The sequence below is a fragment of the Paenibacillus sp. FSL M8-0142 genome (assembly GCF_038597315.1).
Lineage (GTDB): Bacteria > Bacillota > Bacilli > Paenibacillales > Paenibacillaceae > Paenibacillus_AQ > Paenibacillus_AQ lactis.
In genome coordinates this window covers 6,629,682-6,644,620 of sequence record NZ_CP152008.1, presented here as the reverse complement: position 1 = coordinate 6,644,620, position 14,939 = coordinate 6,629,682, and the positions used below count along the sequence as shown (strand labels likewise).

At 47.9% G+C, this 14,939-nt stretch carries 16 protein-coding genes; 8 read left to right on the top strand and 8 right to left on the bottom strand.

Annotated features, from left to right (window positions below; translation table 11 throughout):
* Nucleotides 1-14: 14 nt before the first annotated feature.
* Nucleotides 15-926, top strand: coding sequence for a HAMP domain-containing sensor histidine kinase (locus NSQ46_RS30000; RefSeq protein ID WP_213616499.1), 912 nt, complete (start codon nt 15-17; stop codon nt 924-926).
* Nucleotides 927-1,110: 184 nt separating this feature from the next.
* On the opposite strand, the gene NSQ46_RS29995 is transcribed toward NSQ46_RS30000, so the two are convergent.
* Both NSQ46_RS29995 and NSQ46_RS29990 read right to left on the bottom strand, forming a co-directional pair.
* Nucleotides 1,111-1,872, bottom strand: a complete 762-nt coding sequence (locus tag NSQ46_RS29995; RefSeq protein WP_251535882.1) for an SDR family NAD(P)-dependent oxidoreductase — start codon at nt 1,870-1,872, stop codon at nt 1,111-1,113.
* A complete protein-coding gene (locus NSQ46_RS29990) occupies nt 1,869-2,243 on the bottom strand; it encodes a MerR family transcriptional regulator (RefSeq protein WP_007129156.1) in 375 nt (124 codons plus the stop codon). Before NSQ46_RS29990 ends, NSQ46_RS29995 begins: the two co-directional genes overlap by 4 nt.
* A 354-nt stretch (nt 2,244-2,597) precedes the next feature.
* On the opposite strand from NSQ46_RS29990, the gene NSQ46_RS29985 reads away from it, so the two are divergent.
* Nucleotides 2,598-2,846, top strand: coding sequence for a transcriptional regulator SplA domain-containing protein (locus NSQ46_RS29985; protein WP_007129155.1), 249 nt, complete (start codon nt 2,598-2,600; stop codon nt 2,844-2,846).
* Nucleotides 2,839-3,867: a spore photoproduct lyase gene (gene splB, locus NSQ46_RS29980; RefSeq protein WP_342575864.1), complete on the top strand. Its 1,029-nt coding sequence runs from the start codon at nt 2,839-2,841 to the stop codon at nt 3,865-3,867. Before NSQ46_RS29985 ends, splB begins: the two co-directional genes overlap by 8 nt.
* A 246-nt stretch (nt 3,868-4,113) precedes the next feature.
* Here the strand turns inward: splB and NSQ46_RS29975 are convergent, their stop codons facing one another.
* From NSQ46_RS29975 to NSQ46_RS29960, 4 genes are all read right to left on the bottom strand, one after another.
* Complete coding sequence (locus NSQ46_RS29975) at nt 4,114-5,013, bottom strand: type II CAAX endopeptidase family protein (protein ID WP_342575862.1); 900 nt, start codon at nt 5,011-5,013, stop codon at nt 4,114-4,116.
* 146 nt (nt 5,014-5,159) lie between these two features.
* On the bottom strand, nt 5,160-5,807 hold the full coding sequence (locus NSQ46_RS29970; protein WP_007129142.1) for a response regulator transcription factor: 648 nt from the start codon (nt 5,805-5,807) through the stop codon (nt 5,160-5,162).
* On the bottom strand, nt 5,794-6,969 hold the full coding sequence (locus NSQ46_RS29965) for a sensor histidine kinase (RefSeq protein WP_040738333.1): 1,176 nt from the start codon (nt 6,967-6,969) through the stop codon (nt 5,794-5,796). Before NSQ46_RS29965 ends, NSQ46_RS29970 begins: the two co-directional genes overlap by 14 nt.
* A gap of 347 nt (nt 6,970-7,316) precedes the next feature.
* A protein-coding gene (locus NSQ46_RS29960; RefSeq protein ID WP_251535842.1) for an IS1182 family transposase occupies nt 7,317-8,677 on the bottom strand; the annotation gives its coding sequence in 2 pieces (ribosomal slippage) (nt 7,317-8,110 and nt 8,110-8,677; 1,362 coding nt in all).
* Nucleotides 8,678-8,916: 239 nt separating this feature from the next.
* Between NSQ46_RS29960 and NSQ46_RS29955 the strand changes: the two genes are divergently transcribed.
* Nucleotides 8,917-9,321 (top strand): VOC family protein, encoded by a 405-nt coding sequence (locus NSQ46_RS29955; protein ID WP_007129140.1) that lies wholly within the window; start codon nt 8,917-8,919, stop codon nt 9,319-9,321.
* Nucleotides 9,322-9,342: 21 nt separating this feature from the next.
* Here NSQ46_RS29955 and NSQ46_RS29950 read toward each other — a convergent pair whose 3' ends face one another.
* Nucleotides 9,343-10,461, bottom strand: coding sequence for a PRK06851 family protein (locus NSQ46_RS29950; protein WP_244152675.1), 1,119 nt, complete (start codon nt 10,459-10,461; stop codon nt 9,343-9,345).
* A 296-nt stretch (nt 10,462-10,757) separates the two neighbouring features.
* On the opposite strand from NSQ46_RS29950, the gene pnuC reads away from it, so the two are divergent.
* From pnuC to NSQ46_RS29930, 4 genes are read left to right on the top strand one after another with little or no spacing between them, the layout of a single operon-like run.
* Nucleotides 10,758-11,429, top strand: coding sequence for a nicotinamide riboside transporter PnuC (gene pnuC, locus NSQ46_RS29945; protein WP_244152682.1), 672 nt, complete (start codon nt 10,758-10,760; stop codon nt 11,427-11,429).
* A complete protein-coding gene (locus tag NSQ46_RS29940; RefSeq protein ID WP_007129137.1) occupies nt 11,426-12,460 on the top strand; it encodes an AAA family ATPase in 1,035 nt (344 codons plus the stop codon). The genes pnuC and NSQ46_RS29940 overlap by 4 nt, the downstream gene beginning before the upstream one ends.
* A 54-nt stretch (nt 12,461-12,514) precedes the next feature.
* A complete protein-coding gene (locus NSQ46_RS29935; protein WP_028405864.1) occupies nt 12,515-13,399 on the top strand; it encodes an NUDIX domain-containing protein in 885 nt (294 codons plus the stop codon).
* 3 nt (nt 13,400-13,402) lie between these two features.
* Nucleotides 13,403-13,954 (top strand): NADAR family protein, encoded by a 552-nt coding sequence (locus NSQ46_RS29930; protein WP_007129135.1) that lies wholly within the window; start codon nt 13,403-13,405, stop codon nt 13,952-13,954.
* 110 nt (nt 13,955-14,064) lie between these two features.
* On the opposite strand, the gene NSQ46_RS29925 is transcribed toward NSQ46_RS29930, so the two are convergent.
* Nucleotides 14,065-14,916: an aldo/keto reductase gene (locus NSQ46_RS29925; RefSeq protein ID WP_210094146.1), complete on the bottom strand. Its 852-nt coding sequence runs from the start codon at nt 14,914-14,916 to the stop codon at nt 14,065-14,067.
* Nucleotides 14,917-14,939: the final 23 nt, after the last annotated feature.

Below are 14,939 nucleotides of genomic sequence, written 5' to 3'. Positions count from 1 at the left end.
AAGGGAGAGGAAAAATGATCTATATAGCGATCGCTGCGGTTCTGTTTATGTTCATTTTTCTCTTTCGCCTTGTGATGGTCAAGAAGGAGATGAGACGCTTATCCAGCCAGGTCGAACGCTTTCATAAAGGCTTAAGCGGGAAGAAGGTTGATATTGCTTTACTGGACAAAGATATCGAAGGGCTTGCCGGAAATATTAATCAATTGATGGATCTGGCGGTCCAATCGAACAGGGAGCGAATACGCAGTGATCGCGAATTGAGACAAGCGATCGCTAATATGTCTCATGATTTGAGGACGCCGCTAACGGCTATAATCGGATATACCAAATTATTGGGGGCTAGTTCGGTTACAGAAGAGAAAAGGCAGGAATATATATCCACCATCAGAGCAACTGCTGATCGTTTACACCTATTACTTCAGGAATTCTTCGAATTGTCTCTCGTGCAATCTGCTGATTATGAACTTAAGCTTGAACCGGTACACATGAATGCATTGTTGTGGGAAGTGCTGACCGGATTTTATGATCAATTTAACGAGCGACATCTGGAACCGGACTTGCAAATAACGGATGAAGTGCTGATTGCCAACGTGGATCCGTCAGCGGTTAAACGTGTAATCGAAAACCTAATCAGCAATGTGCTCCGGCATGCGACAGGCAATGTAGCGATTAGCTTGAAAGAAGCAGGCGGGAACATCATACTTATCTTCAGGAATGAAGCAAATAACTTGAGCGAGCAAGACTTAGACAGGCTGTTTGACCGCTTCTACACAGCGGATCGATCCAGATCAAGTCGAAGAACAGGCTTGGGTTTAACCATCGCCCGTAGTCTCATGTTAAAGATGAACGGGCGGCTGACCGCTGAGCTTAATGACGGGTACGTGGAGATGAGATGCGAGTGGAAAAGAAATTTGCCTTACTTATGATACAGTGAACCGTATCGTAAGTAAGGCAAGTTTTTTGGCGTTCAATAATGCTGCTTTTTTGTTATTTAAAGAGGGCATCCATTATGGAAGCGAGTTTTTCCTTATATGCCAATTTGAAGTCGTAGCAACTGTAGATTGGCTGATCGGGGACTGCGTCATGGCAGTACTTTTTTTATACAAGCGGTTATTCAACGGTGTTTTTCGTTGCCTTATACAACTTTTCTGTGTATTTGTCGATTTCATCTCGTGACATGCGCAAGCGGGCCACAGAAGAACCATATCCGATTTCCATTTTGCCTTTTGCTAATTCGTTGAAGATTCCATCCGCAAAGGCGTCTAATGGCTCGCCATGCGTATGCAATCCCGCACCGCCTAAATCTGTATTTACTGCCGGAGGAGCGACTTCGATAACTTCGACAGACGTATCGGACAGCTGATGCCTTAGACTCATCGTAAACGAATGAAGTGCCGCTTTCGTTGCTGAATAAATCGGAGCCATCGCAAACGGTGTAAAAGCTAACCCTGATGTTACGTTAATAATGGTCGCCGATTCTTTTGCTGCAAAAAACGGAGCAAACAGCATAGAGAGATGGAGCGGTGCTTCAAGGTTCGTTATGATTTCTTTGTTGAAATAGCTCCAATTATTCGTCGCATCTGCTTTCAACACGTTAAAACGTTGTTGGATCCCTGCATTATTAACCAACACATTTACTTCCGGATAGTTTCCTGTTACCCAGTCAAATAATGCTGCACGCTCGGATTCCTTATTCAAATCGCTTACACGAGTTATCAGGCTTGGAAGTTTTTCTTTTGCATGTTGAAGTGCATTTTCCCGCCGTCCAGTAACGATGACTTTATTTCCAGCCTTTATGAACCTTTCTGCAAAGGCTAATCCGATTCCAGCACTTCCACCTGTAATGAGAATTGTATTCCCTGAAAGATTCATGATCGTTCCTCCCTGATTCGATTTGTATAGCGCTTTATTTTTTCATCAATACCTTGCAAGGAGTCTGTCATTAACGAAATCTCATCCAGCACCTTCTGTTTGTGTTTTGTCATCATTTCAAGTCGGCGTTCAATTGTGGCGTCTCCTTCTTGGATCCAATCCATGTACTGCTTAATTTCCCTTATTGGCATGCGAGTATTTTTTAAGCAAATTACGGTTTGAAGGAGCGCCATTTGGACTTCTGAAAATAACCGCCTGCCTGCTTCATCACGCTCAATTCGTGGCAGCAGTCCTTTTTTTTCGTAATAACGCAATGTTGATTCTGGAATATTGAATTTGGCTGAAACTTCGCTAATGGAACAATACTTCATTTGAAGGCCCCCAAATCTTACATTTCAATGTCGACAAGAATAGGATACGACTTAAACCATGGTTTAAGTCAACAGTTAGTTTCCATGCGTGCATATGCCGTTTCAGGCAGCGGTGAGCTGAAATCAGGCATGTCGAATTGTTAATTTGAGTGTTGAGAATATGGGATGTCGGATTTAGGGAAATGAGATACATCTGGAATTGGTAAAGAAGCAAGGACAGTGTGGCTGGGAGAGAGTAAGCCGGGTTGGTTCCCCTTATATGCCCCCAGTATCAGATCTCCTTACATGTCGGCTTATTCCAGATTGTTTTGTGTGATACTAACCGAAACATCTAGGATAGGGGTCAATGATGTGATGAATGAATATCAACCGGGACAGATTGTGTATGTAATCATTCGTAACCCGCATGTTCAGGGTGTCGCAAATGTCCAGGAAGCTGCCGTAGTGAATGATCCTGATTCGCCGGGAAATTATGCGCTATTTATTTATGAGACGTATTACCCATTGAACGATGAGATTGCGGTGTACCCAACAGCAAGTGAAGCTGAGCACGCCTATAGAGAGGCATTCGGTTTATCCGATATGGGGGCGTATTATGGTTAAGCCATTTGTGCCTCAACTCGTATATGTAGAGCCAAGGGCATTGGATTATCCGTTGGGAAAAGAATTAATATCTAAATTTGAAAAAATGGGCATCGAAATCCGTGAGACAACCTCACATAATCAAATTCGGAACCTGCCTGGAGACAATGATTTTCAAAAATATCGAATAGCAAAGTCAACATTAGTTGTCGGAGTTAGGAAAACTTTAAAATTCGATACTTCAAAGCCTTCGGCAGAGTTTGCTATTCCGTTTGCAACAGGGTGCATGGGCCATTGTCATTATTGTTATTTACAAACGACGATGGGAAGTAAGCCGTACATTCGGACTTATGTCAATATTGACGACATCTTTGAGGCTGCGGACCAATATATGAAAGAGCGAGCCCCTGAGATTACAAGGTTTGAAGCATCATGTACATCGGATATCGCGGGTATTGATCACTTAACCCATACGCTCAAGAAGGCTATCGAATATTTTGGTAAGTCTGACTTGGGACAACTACGCTTCGTAACCAAGTTTGCTCATATTGATCATTTACTTGATGCCAAGCATAATGGGCGGACTCGCTTTCGATTTAGTATGAATGATGATTATATTATTAAAAATTTTGAACCAGGTACATCCAGACAGGCAGAGAGAATCGAAGCCGCCAGAAAAGTTGGGGAGGCAGGATATCCATTAGGTTTCATTATTGCCCCTATATATTTGCATGATGGATGGAAAGCGGGCTACAAGGATATGTTCGAGAAATTAGAATCCGCACTTACCCATTCTTCTAAAAAGGATTTGACCTTTGAGCTGATTCAGCATCGCTTTACTAAACCGGCTAAGAATGTCATACAGAAAAACTATCCGATGACGAAGCTGGAACTTGATGAAACGAAGAGAAAGTGGAAGTGGGGGCGGTATGGGATTGGAAAATACGTGTACACTGATCAAGAGCAGGAGGATATTAAAGATACGCTAGGCAGGTATATCCATACTTATTTCCCTAATTCAAAAATTGAGTATTTTACGTAATAAAGCGAATTGAATAAAGATACGCCAAAGAAGAAAGGCACCTGATGGGGTGCCTTTTTGATTTCTCTCTATAGATGTTAAAGTGTCACGTTTTACGCTCCGGAAACGTCTTGTTCGTAAATAACACTCTCCTTGGGTCATCCGAAATGGGGATGACAGGAGAGGCCTTTTATCTTAAGGTACCTTTTGGTTAATTAGATGGATCAAAAATTGCTGGATTTTCAATGTCTCTATAAGCTGCCGTGTTTACTTTGATACAGGAAGGTTCCGGGCCTGAACCCTTCGATACCGCGCAGCCCCAATTAGCATTGGAATGGAGATCAGAAGACTGACCACAACCGAAACAATGGAACCTTCAAGTCCAAAATCGCCCCCTGTGAGAAGTGTGGCACCGTTCACCTCTACAGTAAACAGACCGGGAGCCGAGTGTCCGGAAACAGGAATGCCTAGCACTCCTTCAATGGCATTCCATGCAAAATGCAGCCCCATGGCAAACCATAAGTTCCGCCGCCACAGGAAGGCCGCTCCGAGCAGAACACCTGCTTCCAGGGCTATGGCGAACCCGCTCCATAATGTTGCCCCTGGATTGCCGAGATGGGCAATTCCAAAGAATAGTGAGGTCACAACGAGTGCGAGCGGTTTCCCCCCCAATCGATCAATGGCTTGAAACATAAGTCCACGAAAGATAAGCTCCTCGACAATGGCTGCTCCTAAAGCTGCCCCAATGGAGGATAGTAGAACAGAACCCGCATTCGCAGAACTTGCCCACTGAAAGGAGTAACCTCCCAGAGCCATAATAATAAAGACGGAGCCTGCAATAAAGATTGTCCCGGTAAGTACGCCCAGCAAGGCCTCAATCCCTGCGCGTTGTCTAGCTATCTCTGGAGTGGAACGCCGGGCCAGGTATGTCAGGGTGAGCTTATAAACCAAGATGGCCAGCAACCCCATCACTAGTGTAAGGGCAAGGGAAATCACCCCATCAACTCGCTCTGTCAGCTGCCGGAACAACGTATCGATAAGAACAATACCGATAGCTCCTACAAGCATCCAGACGATGGGAAAGCGCCAAAATGAACTCCAAGCACTTAACTTCCTGCCATTCTGCTTCTGCAGAAGTTCTTTATTTCCGGACATTTTTTTCTTCATTTCTTATCGCCTCTTCTATTGTTTGATGCTATGAGTATAGGCTGAGAAAGTCATAAGAGACAGTGCGCTTTGGTCATCATTTAAGCTATGGCTATTGAGAAAAAAGCCGGTAACTCTAATGAGTTACCAGCTTCTTGGGAATCAGCTTATGAATGATCCAGCATTCCCGAATCTCGGGCTTTACGGGCGGCCTCGCGCCTTCCTTTCACATTCAGCTTTGAATAAATCGTGGAGATATAATTTTTGACCGTTCCTTCACTAAGATACAGCGACTCGGCAATGTCTTGATTACGCAGGCCAGAAGCCAGCTTATGCAGCACTTCCATTTCACGGGCGGTGAGCCCAAATTCGTTATTTTTTGCAAGGGGAGCATTGTTCATGGTCTTGATCATTTTACTCGCCATTTCCTGCGAAATTAAAGTCCCTCCCGCCTGAACCACCCGTATGCCTGCAGCCAGGTCTCTGGGATGAAGGGCTTTGAGCAGGTAACCTTCCGCTCCATGGCTTAACGCTGCTAGCACATACTCTACTTCCTTATAGGAGGTTAGCATGATGATTTTAGTTGCAGGCATCCGCTCTTTAATCAGGGCTGTTGCGGCGACGCCGTCCATGACAGGCATATTGATATCCATCAACACAATATCCGGCAAAAACTGCTCACAGCCCTTCAGTGCCTCTTCCCCATTCTTGGCCAAACCGACAATTTCCAAATCCGGTTCCATGGACAGCACGATATGTAAACTTTCGAGAATCAATTCTTGATCATCAGCAAGCAGCACTTTAATCTTCTCCATGCGGTACCAATCCTTTCAGCGGGATTTCGCATCTGACTTCGGTGATCACTGGAGTTCCCTCCCTGGATGACAGGTGCAAGCTGCCTCCTAACTGCTCAACCCGGTGGTTCATCGTGGTCAAGCCGAAGCCATAATTTAGCTTGTCGATCGGCTTGCCGTTATTTCGAACGGACAATAGTAGGTGGCTCTCGGAAAACCCAAGCTCCAGATGAAGTTGAGTTGCCTTTCCATGTTTTAATGCATTCGTAAAGGACTCCTGGATGACCCGAAGGATTGTTTGCCGTACTTCAAAACGTATCGACCTCTCTGTCCCCGGCAGACTCACAGTCAGGGCCGTACCCGTGTGCTCCCGGAAACGGGCCGCAAGGGATTCAATCTGTCGGATCAGACTGGACTCCTCTTCTTCCCCCATCTCGTGTACGATGTTTCTCATATCGTCCAGATTTTTCTCAGCCAATGCCCTTAAGCGAATTAACCGATCTTTGGCCTCGGCAGGCTTGCTATCCATAAGGGCAATAGAAGCATCAAGACTCAGGATGAGTGAGATAAAGGAATGACCCAGCGTATCATGAAGCTCCTTGGACATGCGGTTGCGTTCTTCAAGCAAAGTCATTTTCTCGATCTCGGCCGAGTAGTGAGTTAAGAGCTTATTTTGATGCTCCACTTCGGCTACCAGTTTATTCTTCTGATCATACGCATTGGCTACGAGGCTTGCCCACATGCCGATGAAGCAGAACAGCAGATTGTCTGTTCCGAGACTTAGGGCTTGCTCCCAGGACAGTCTTAGGGAAGACTGAAAGGAAAAAGGAATGAAAGCAAGCAAGGGAATGATCCAAAGAGATTGCTTAGTTAATAAGTACCCGATTGTAAGACTCGGCAGCAAATAGTCCGCTTTTGAAGTCAGATCCGGATGAATGACAGAATTCACATAATAAGAACCGCCAAGCAATAACTCCAATATGCAAAACCAGACTTTGTTCATCCGGCGCCCAGGAAACCAGAACAGCAAAGGGACGACAAGGGCTGCGCCCAGCCAGGTCACATTTAATAACGTTCGGATCGAAAACTCACTTACCGCCAGAGCCTGGGACAACAGCAAGATATAATGGTACGAACGAAGAGCGAATATGCCCCAATCCATGAAAGATAATATTTTTTTCATAGCATCATTTTACAGGAAATCTATAAACTTGGAACCTCGTATTCCGGCCAGTTTAATAAAACTCGGCATTGCAGCTCAATACGATGACCTACGGGTCGTCCCAACCGCGATAAATGTCTTTAATGGTTTCTTGTGTGTCAGAGGCTGATGGCCACTTGCGAGTATGCCTTCGATTTAACCATGACATCGCAGATAAGGTGAAGGAATCGAACGAAGCCCCAAAAATTCTAAAACGCTACTGACATAACGTTGTCAGTAGCGTCAGATTGTCGAGAAACCCACGTCTTGTAGACGTTGGGTTTCTCTTATTTTCATTTGCAGTTGCTAAAAAGCCTAAAAAAGAAGGGTTACCCCCTCTTTTCCAGGCGATCCAGGTGGATCGCCATCTTCTTCATGTTCTGCACGGTGGCCGTCATCAACGCTTGTTCCGTGACGTTCGAGAGTCCGCGCAAACGGCAATAGCGAAACCCATGGAGCTCTTTGGCATCCGCGAAGCTTCGCTCAATCGTTTCTTTTCGTTTGCGGTACAACTGCTTGCCGTCTCGGCTTAGCCGGTTATTTCGCACCCAGTCTTTGCTGTCTTCCCAGACATGTCGGGTCAGTACCTTCCGGTGGTTCCTGGAATGAGTGCATTGCGCAAGCATCGGACAGGTCTTGCAATGTTCCGGGTCTGACGCATACTGCCTGTAACCCTTCCGGTCGGTAGTCCGGTACGTCAGTTGGTGTTTTTCCGGGCAGATATAGGTGTTACTTTCAGCGTCGTAAGTAAACTTCCATTTGGCAAACAAACCTTGCTTCGGATGAAATCTCCGGTGTGCAATAACGGCAAAAATCTTTCGCTGCTGTAAACCTCGGCAAATGGGCGTAGTTAAATAACCGGAATCCAGGGCTACAGCTTCAACCTTGAATCCAAAACGTTCTCTTTGGCGGTCTAATCGCGACAAATACGGAACCGAATCGTGGACATTTCCTGGCGTAACATGGACATCGGTAATGAGATTGTATTTAAGATCCACCGTCCGGTGGTCGAGATAAAAGAACCCCTCTGGCTTACCGTCGCGAATCATATAGCCACTTTCAGGATCGGTGGTGCTCACTTTAATTTCTTTGGTTCCATTCACTTCCTCTCGTACTTTCAGGGCTTTTTTCCGTGCGCTTTGCGGTCCTCCGTCACAGCCTCATTGAGTTCGTCAATATAGTCCTTGGTGTTTTGTAGAACTTCTTGCTTGGTATAGTGGTGCTTGTTGGCATTGGCTTTTACGTGAGTCGAATCGGTAATGAGCACACGCCCGCCCACCATTTTGTGCGAGATCGCTTGGAGGACGATTTCGTCAAAGATCTCCTGGAAAATGTCAGTATCCTTAAACCGAGTCCGCCGGTTCCAGCTAATGGTGGAGTGGTCTGGGACTTTATCGGTTAGACCAAGACCTAAAAACCAGCGGTAAGCCAAATTCGTTTGAATCTCGCGTTCCAACTGGCGTTCGGAGCGAATGCCATAAAAATAACCGAGAAAAATCATCTTAAACAGAACGACCGGATCAATGGCTGGCCGCCCGTTATCTGCGCAGTAAAGAGGACGAACCTTATCGTCAATAAAGGAGAAGTCGATATACTTGTCCACTTTCCGCAGCAAATGATCCTGTGGAACCAGCTCTTCAATTGACACGAATTCGTAGCTTTGTTGTTTTTCCCGATTAGATCTCAGCATTCAAGACACCATCCGTTCATGAGTAGTTATCTATATTATACAACATTAACGCGGTGCTGTCTTAAAATAAATAAACATAAAGAAGGCTGTCGAGACTTTCTCGACAGCCTGACGCTACTGACATAACGTTGTCAGTAGCGTTTTTTTATTATTGGACAAGTAAATGAAATAAGTAAAAAGCAAGTTTTACAACGGCTGTGGGGCACAGCCAAACCCATTATTAGGAAGGATGATAACTTATGAATTTCGCTTCCGTACGCATCATTACTGACGACGTGGATCGTCTCGTCGAGTTCTATGAGAAAGTCATGGGGGTTTCGGCGGAGCGACCCGCGCCCGTATTTGCCGAACTCGTCTTGCCATCATGCACCCTTGCAATCGGCCACTCCCAAACGGCACAGCTATTCGGCGCGGGTTCCGTAGTGGGGGCCAATAATCGCACTGTCATTATTGAGTTCCGCGTCGATGATGTCGAAGCCGAATATGTGCGCTTGAAGCCATTCGTCGATCATTGGGTAAAGGAACCGACCACGATGCCGTGGGGGAACCGTTCTATGCTGTTCCGCGATCCCGATGGCAATCTGCTTAACCTCTTCGAGCCGGTGACCGAGGAAGCGATTAAACGGTTCAAAGGTAGACATTGACGAACGCTTTTGGGTTGTATCTTATTGTGAAGTCTGAATGGAGCTGATCCGTTCATTCAATTCGGACTGTAATTGCAGGCGGAGTTTCTCCACGATCGAAAAATCGGTGGCCGCAACATAGTAGGCTTTAATCTGAGAATCGATGGCTTCGGCTTCCGCCAGATGGGAGGTGGCCTCTTTCATCTTTGCCGAATAGCGTGCTTTGATAGCCGCTATTTCGTTAGCATAGGCTTCATCGGTTCCAGGGGCAATGGTCCGCGTATACATATCTAGGATCTCATCCCCGTCCCGATCGGGGAAATATTCATGCGGAGCGGTACTGTCGAAGATCGCTGTTCGAAGCTCCGGGAATATCAGCATATCCAGACTGTTCGGATCAAAGGCGCAATGAAACACTTGAACGTTGATTCCTTTCTGTTCGGCAGCAGATGCAAGCTTTTTCAGCAGCGTCGATTTGCCGGATCCCGCCCTTCCTTTGATGAATATCCGTCTTTCCAGCTGAGCGGTCAAGCTTTGAATAAAATCGAACGCCCCCCTCGGGGTCGCAGCTCCGAAAAATAAGTGACGCGGAGCGATTGGCGTATCGCTTTCATGACCGGCGTATAATTCTTGAATGAATTCCAGTGCAATCTGATCGGCCTTCGCGAAATCCATATTTTCGATATAATATTTTTCCCACTCGTCATGAATCCGTAGTGCCGTTGCGAATGTTTCATATACAGTTGAATAGGCGTCCTCAAGCTTGCCACTAAGATCTTCTATCGTGACCAAGTCTTCCGGTGAAATCAGGCTGTTATCGAATGCTTCCCCGAAATCGATATAGACGATGTTATCGGCCCCGCTATCCGAAATTCCCTTACAGACTCTGCCGTCAACAATACCAACCTTCAATTCCGTAAAAATGATGCCATCCAGTTCGTCGGGACGGAGGGGGGAGTGGAAGCATTGCACATGAAAGCCTTGATCCAGCAGGCGATCCGCCAAGCTTTGCATGACCGTTGATTTCCCCGTACCTTGGGGCCCCGTAAGGACATAAATCTTGTTCAACCCGTCAAATGCGGATGTATACAAGAAATGAGCCCCGCGCGCAGTGTTGCCGTGGGCAAAATAGTGAGATGATTGTAGTACCAACCTACACACTCCTTTGTGCCTATTCCGATTCCAAGCTTACAGAATAAGCATGATTGGGATAAGTGCCTATATATTTGTATATTCCGTGTTGTAACAAGTGGTGTTCGTCCTCTCATGATTTTGCGGAATGTACAAGATCATAACGATCATGTCTGCGATAAATGGGCAGATTTCACTTGCCATGCGCAGGCTTTTCTGTTATTTTTGATAGTAACAAAATGTTATTAACAAAATGATACTAAGTATTGACTGGGTGGTTTCGCTCTATAAACCAGTGAAGAAAGCAGAGGGGATGTATTGTGAAGATGGTTGCGCGCGGCTGGAACCTGTTCGAAATCGCTTGGTTGGCGCTGTTTACCTCGATTGCGGTGGGATTTACGGTGATGTCCAAGGATTCTTTATTCGGATTTACCGTTTTTATTACCGGGGTGCTGTGCGTGGTGCTTGCGGCGAAGGGCAGCCTGATGAGCTATGTTTTCGGCATGTACAACACCATCGGTTATGCTTATCTGGCCTATATTAACGGGTTGTTTGGAGAGGTTATGCTGAATCTGCTGTTCTTCGTTCCGATGAACGTCATTGGCTTCTACATGTGGAAAAATCACCGCCAAGACGGCAAGCTGATCATGCGCCAAATGGAGTTTAGAGGTCTGCTTCTCGTTGGCGCAGCCTGTATCTTGGGCTGTTTGCTGCTGGGATTTGGGCTTTCGTTCATCCCGGGACAGAACTCGCCTTACATCGATGCTATTACGACGGTGTTGTCCGTTGTAGCCACCTTCTTAATGGTCCGCAGATTCAAGGAGCAATGGCTTGTCTATATTGTGTTGAATTTGTTTACGGTGCTGCTCTGGGCGATTCGACTGCTTGAGGGCAGCAGCGAAGGCATGCTGATGATCGTCATGTGGAGCGCGTATTTGGTTAATGCGGTATACGGCTATTACAATTGGAACAAAGGGGCCAGGGAGGTGGCGGCATGAAAAAGCTCGGATTAACGCTGGGGAAGTTTGCCCCGCTGCATAAAGGGCATCAGTTCATGATCGAAACGGCGCTGCAAGAGGTCGATGAGTTGATCGTGGTCATTTACGAGACGACGGTGACGCCGATCCCGCTTCACATCCGGGCGAATTGGATTCGGCGACTATACCCGGCAGTCCGGGTCGTTGAAGCTTGGGACGGACCGGACGGGTATTCGGATGACCGAGAGCATGAGATTCGGGAGGAACAGTATATCCTCCGTTTACTGAACGGGGAGCAGGTCACGCATTTTTATTCGAGCGAGTTTTACGGCAGGCATATGAGCCTCGCTTTGGGCTCGGTTGACCGGCGGGTTGATGAAGCCCGCGAGCAGGTTCCGATCTCTGCAACGATGATCCGTTCCGATCCGTATAAATACAGGGAGTTCATAAGTGATATCGTGTACCGGGACTTAATCACGAAGGTGGTATTCGTTGGGGCGATGTCGACGGGGAAGTCGACGATCACCGAAGCGCTGGCGCGGCGGTATCACACGACCTATGCTAGCGAATACGGGCGCGATTATTGGACCGAGCATCAGGTGGACCGCAGAATCAGTCTGGAGGCGTTCGATGAAATCGCTGTGGGCCATATCGAGCGGGAAGAGCAGGCTTTGCTTGCGGCGAACCGATTTCTGTTCGTCGATACGAATGCGATTACGACGTATATGTTCGCTATGGATTACCACGGCCGGGCGCCGGAGCGGTTAACGCGGATTGCCCTGGAGAACGCGCAGCGCTACGATCTGTTCTTCTTGTGCGACGACGATATTCCTTACGACGATACGTGGGATCGAAGCGGGGATCAGAAGCGGCATGTTTTTCATAAACAGATCATCGCGGATTTGAAGGAGCGGCGCATCCCCTACATTACGCTGCGGGGGAGCCTGGAGGAGCGCATGCGCAAGGTAGACGAGGTGCTGGCGGGGTTCGAGCCCTATCGGAACTATTTCGGGGAGCTAAAACGTTTAGAATTAGATGCAGGCAGGGAGTAAAATGAACACATAACCACAACTAGCTTAGAATGAAAAAACAAGGAGGCGCCCCCATTGGATTTGTTGGATCGGGACGGACTAACGGAACGCGAATTTTTGGAGAAGTACCGGGCAGAGAATTACGAGCGGCCTTCGGTGGCAGCCGATATGGTGATCTTCACGGTTACGGATGAGGCGGCTGACAGCTATCGGAAGCTACCCGAAAAGGAGCTCCGCATCCTGCTCATCCGCCGGGGAGGTCACCCTTTCCTGGGTAAATGGGCGCTGCCTGGCGGCTTTGTCCAGCCGGGCGAGACGACTGAACAGGCCGCGGCAAGGGAACTGCGCGAGGAGACCGGCGTGGACGACGTTTATTTGGAGCAGTTGTATACGTTCAGTGACATCGGGCGAGATCCCCGAACCTGGGTGATGAGCTGCAGCTATATGGCTTTGATCAACAGCGATAAATTGGAGCTTCAGGCGGGAGACGATGCGGCCGACGCTGCTTGGTTCAAGGTATCCTATCGGCTGCTGCGGGAGCAGAAAGAGATGATGGAGGACGGATACGTCAAGACGCTGGAGTATGAACTCAAGCTAAGCGGGGAAGAGGAGCTTTCGGCGGTCGTGGCGAGGACGTTGACCGTGAAGACGACATCGACCAGCACGGATTATAAGATCGTATCGAATAACGGTTTGGCCTTCGACCACGCGAAGATTATAGCATGCGCGATCGAGCGGCTGCGGGGAAAAGTGAACTATACCGATATTGCGCTGCACTTGATGCCAGAGCTTTTTACCTTGACGGAGCTGCAGCAGGTTTATGAGGTCATTTTGGATAAAGAGCTATTAAAGGCGGCCTTCCGGCGCAAGGTGGCCGATCTCGTGGCGGAGACCGATCATTACACCGAAAATGCGGGACATCGGCCATCCCGCTTGTATCGAAGAAAACTGGAGGAATAACGGATGATTTACAATCTCGATGAGCTAAAACAAGCTTATAACAAAGGGAAAACGTTCAAGTTTGTATTCTTTTGGGGCCATACGCCGCCTAAGGACGGGAGCATCGACAAAAGCTGCTTCAGCCAGTGGTGGATGTGCCCGTTCACGGTAGAGGGGACGGAGTATTCCTGTGCCGAGCAGTTTATGATGGCTGAGAAGGCAAGGCTGTTCGGCGACCATGAAATGCTGGAGTCGATCCTTACAGCTAAGCATCCCAAGGAAATGAAGGCTTATGGGCGCGCGGTCCGAAACTTCGACAAGGATACCTGGGACCAGGAATGCTACGGCATCGTCAAACGAGCCAGCTTGGCCAAGTTTTCGCAGAATCCGGAGCTTGGCGATTATCTCAAGTCGACGAAGAACCGCATCCTCGTCGAAGCCAGCCCGCAGGACCGCATTTGGGGGATCGGTATGAGCCAGTCCAATCCAAATGCGGAGAACCCCGTGAAATGGCGGGGCCAAAACCTGCTGGGATTCGCGCTGACCGAAGCGCGGGACGAGCTGCTGCAGAGCTAGTTTTTTGGTCGGATAACGGAATTAGAGGATCGTAGGTGCTGTATTAAAATCGATCCTCTTTTCATTTTTCGTCGATAGCTCTCTCTATGGGATTGTGTTTCGACCGAGGTTTACAGGTCGACTCTCCAGTTGCCCATCATCTTGGCGACTTCCGGATCGCGGTATGATAAGAAGAGACTTTCACGCGTATCGAGGGTAGAGATTTGTGTCATATCGTCCGCGCTTAACTCAAAATCGAAAATGTCGAAGTTTTCGGCGATCCGCTCTCTGCGCACCGATTTTGGAATGACAACGACTTCACGCTGAACAAGCCAGCGCAGCACGATCTGGGCGACGGACTTGTTGTGTTTTTCAGCGATCGAGGTCAGCACTTCGTTGCCGAACATGTTGCCTCGTCCTTCGGCGAACGGCGCCCACGACTGATGTTGAACTCCCTGCTCTTTCAAAAAAGCGGTGACCTCTGTCTGCTGGTAGAACGGATGCGTTTCGATCTGGTTGACGGCGGGGACGACCTCATTGTGTACGATAAGGTCCATCAGACGGTCAGGCAGGAAGTTGCTGACCCCGATCGCCTTGATTTTGCCCTCGCGATACAATTCCTCCATTGCGCGCCAAGCGCCGTAGTAATCGCCGAACGGCTGGTGAATCAGGTACAGATCGAGGTAGTCGAGCTGCAGCTTCTTCAGGGATTTGGCAAATGCCAGCTTGGCACTCTCGTAGCCGGCATCCTGGACCCAAAGCTTGGTCGTGATGAACAGTTCCTCACGCGGTATGCCGCTGCGCTTAATTGCTCGTCCGACTGCCTCCTCGTTCAGATAACCGGCGGCGGTGTCGATGAGGCGGTAACCGGTCATTAGTGCTTCATATACTGCGTTCTCGCATTCTTCCGCATCGGGAACTTGATAGACCCCGAAGCCGACGATCGGCATGTTTACTCCGTTGTTCAACGTTACGGTTTGCATTGTAATTCCTCCTATTGTTCAAA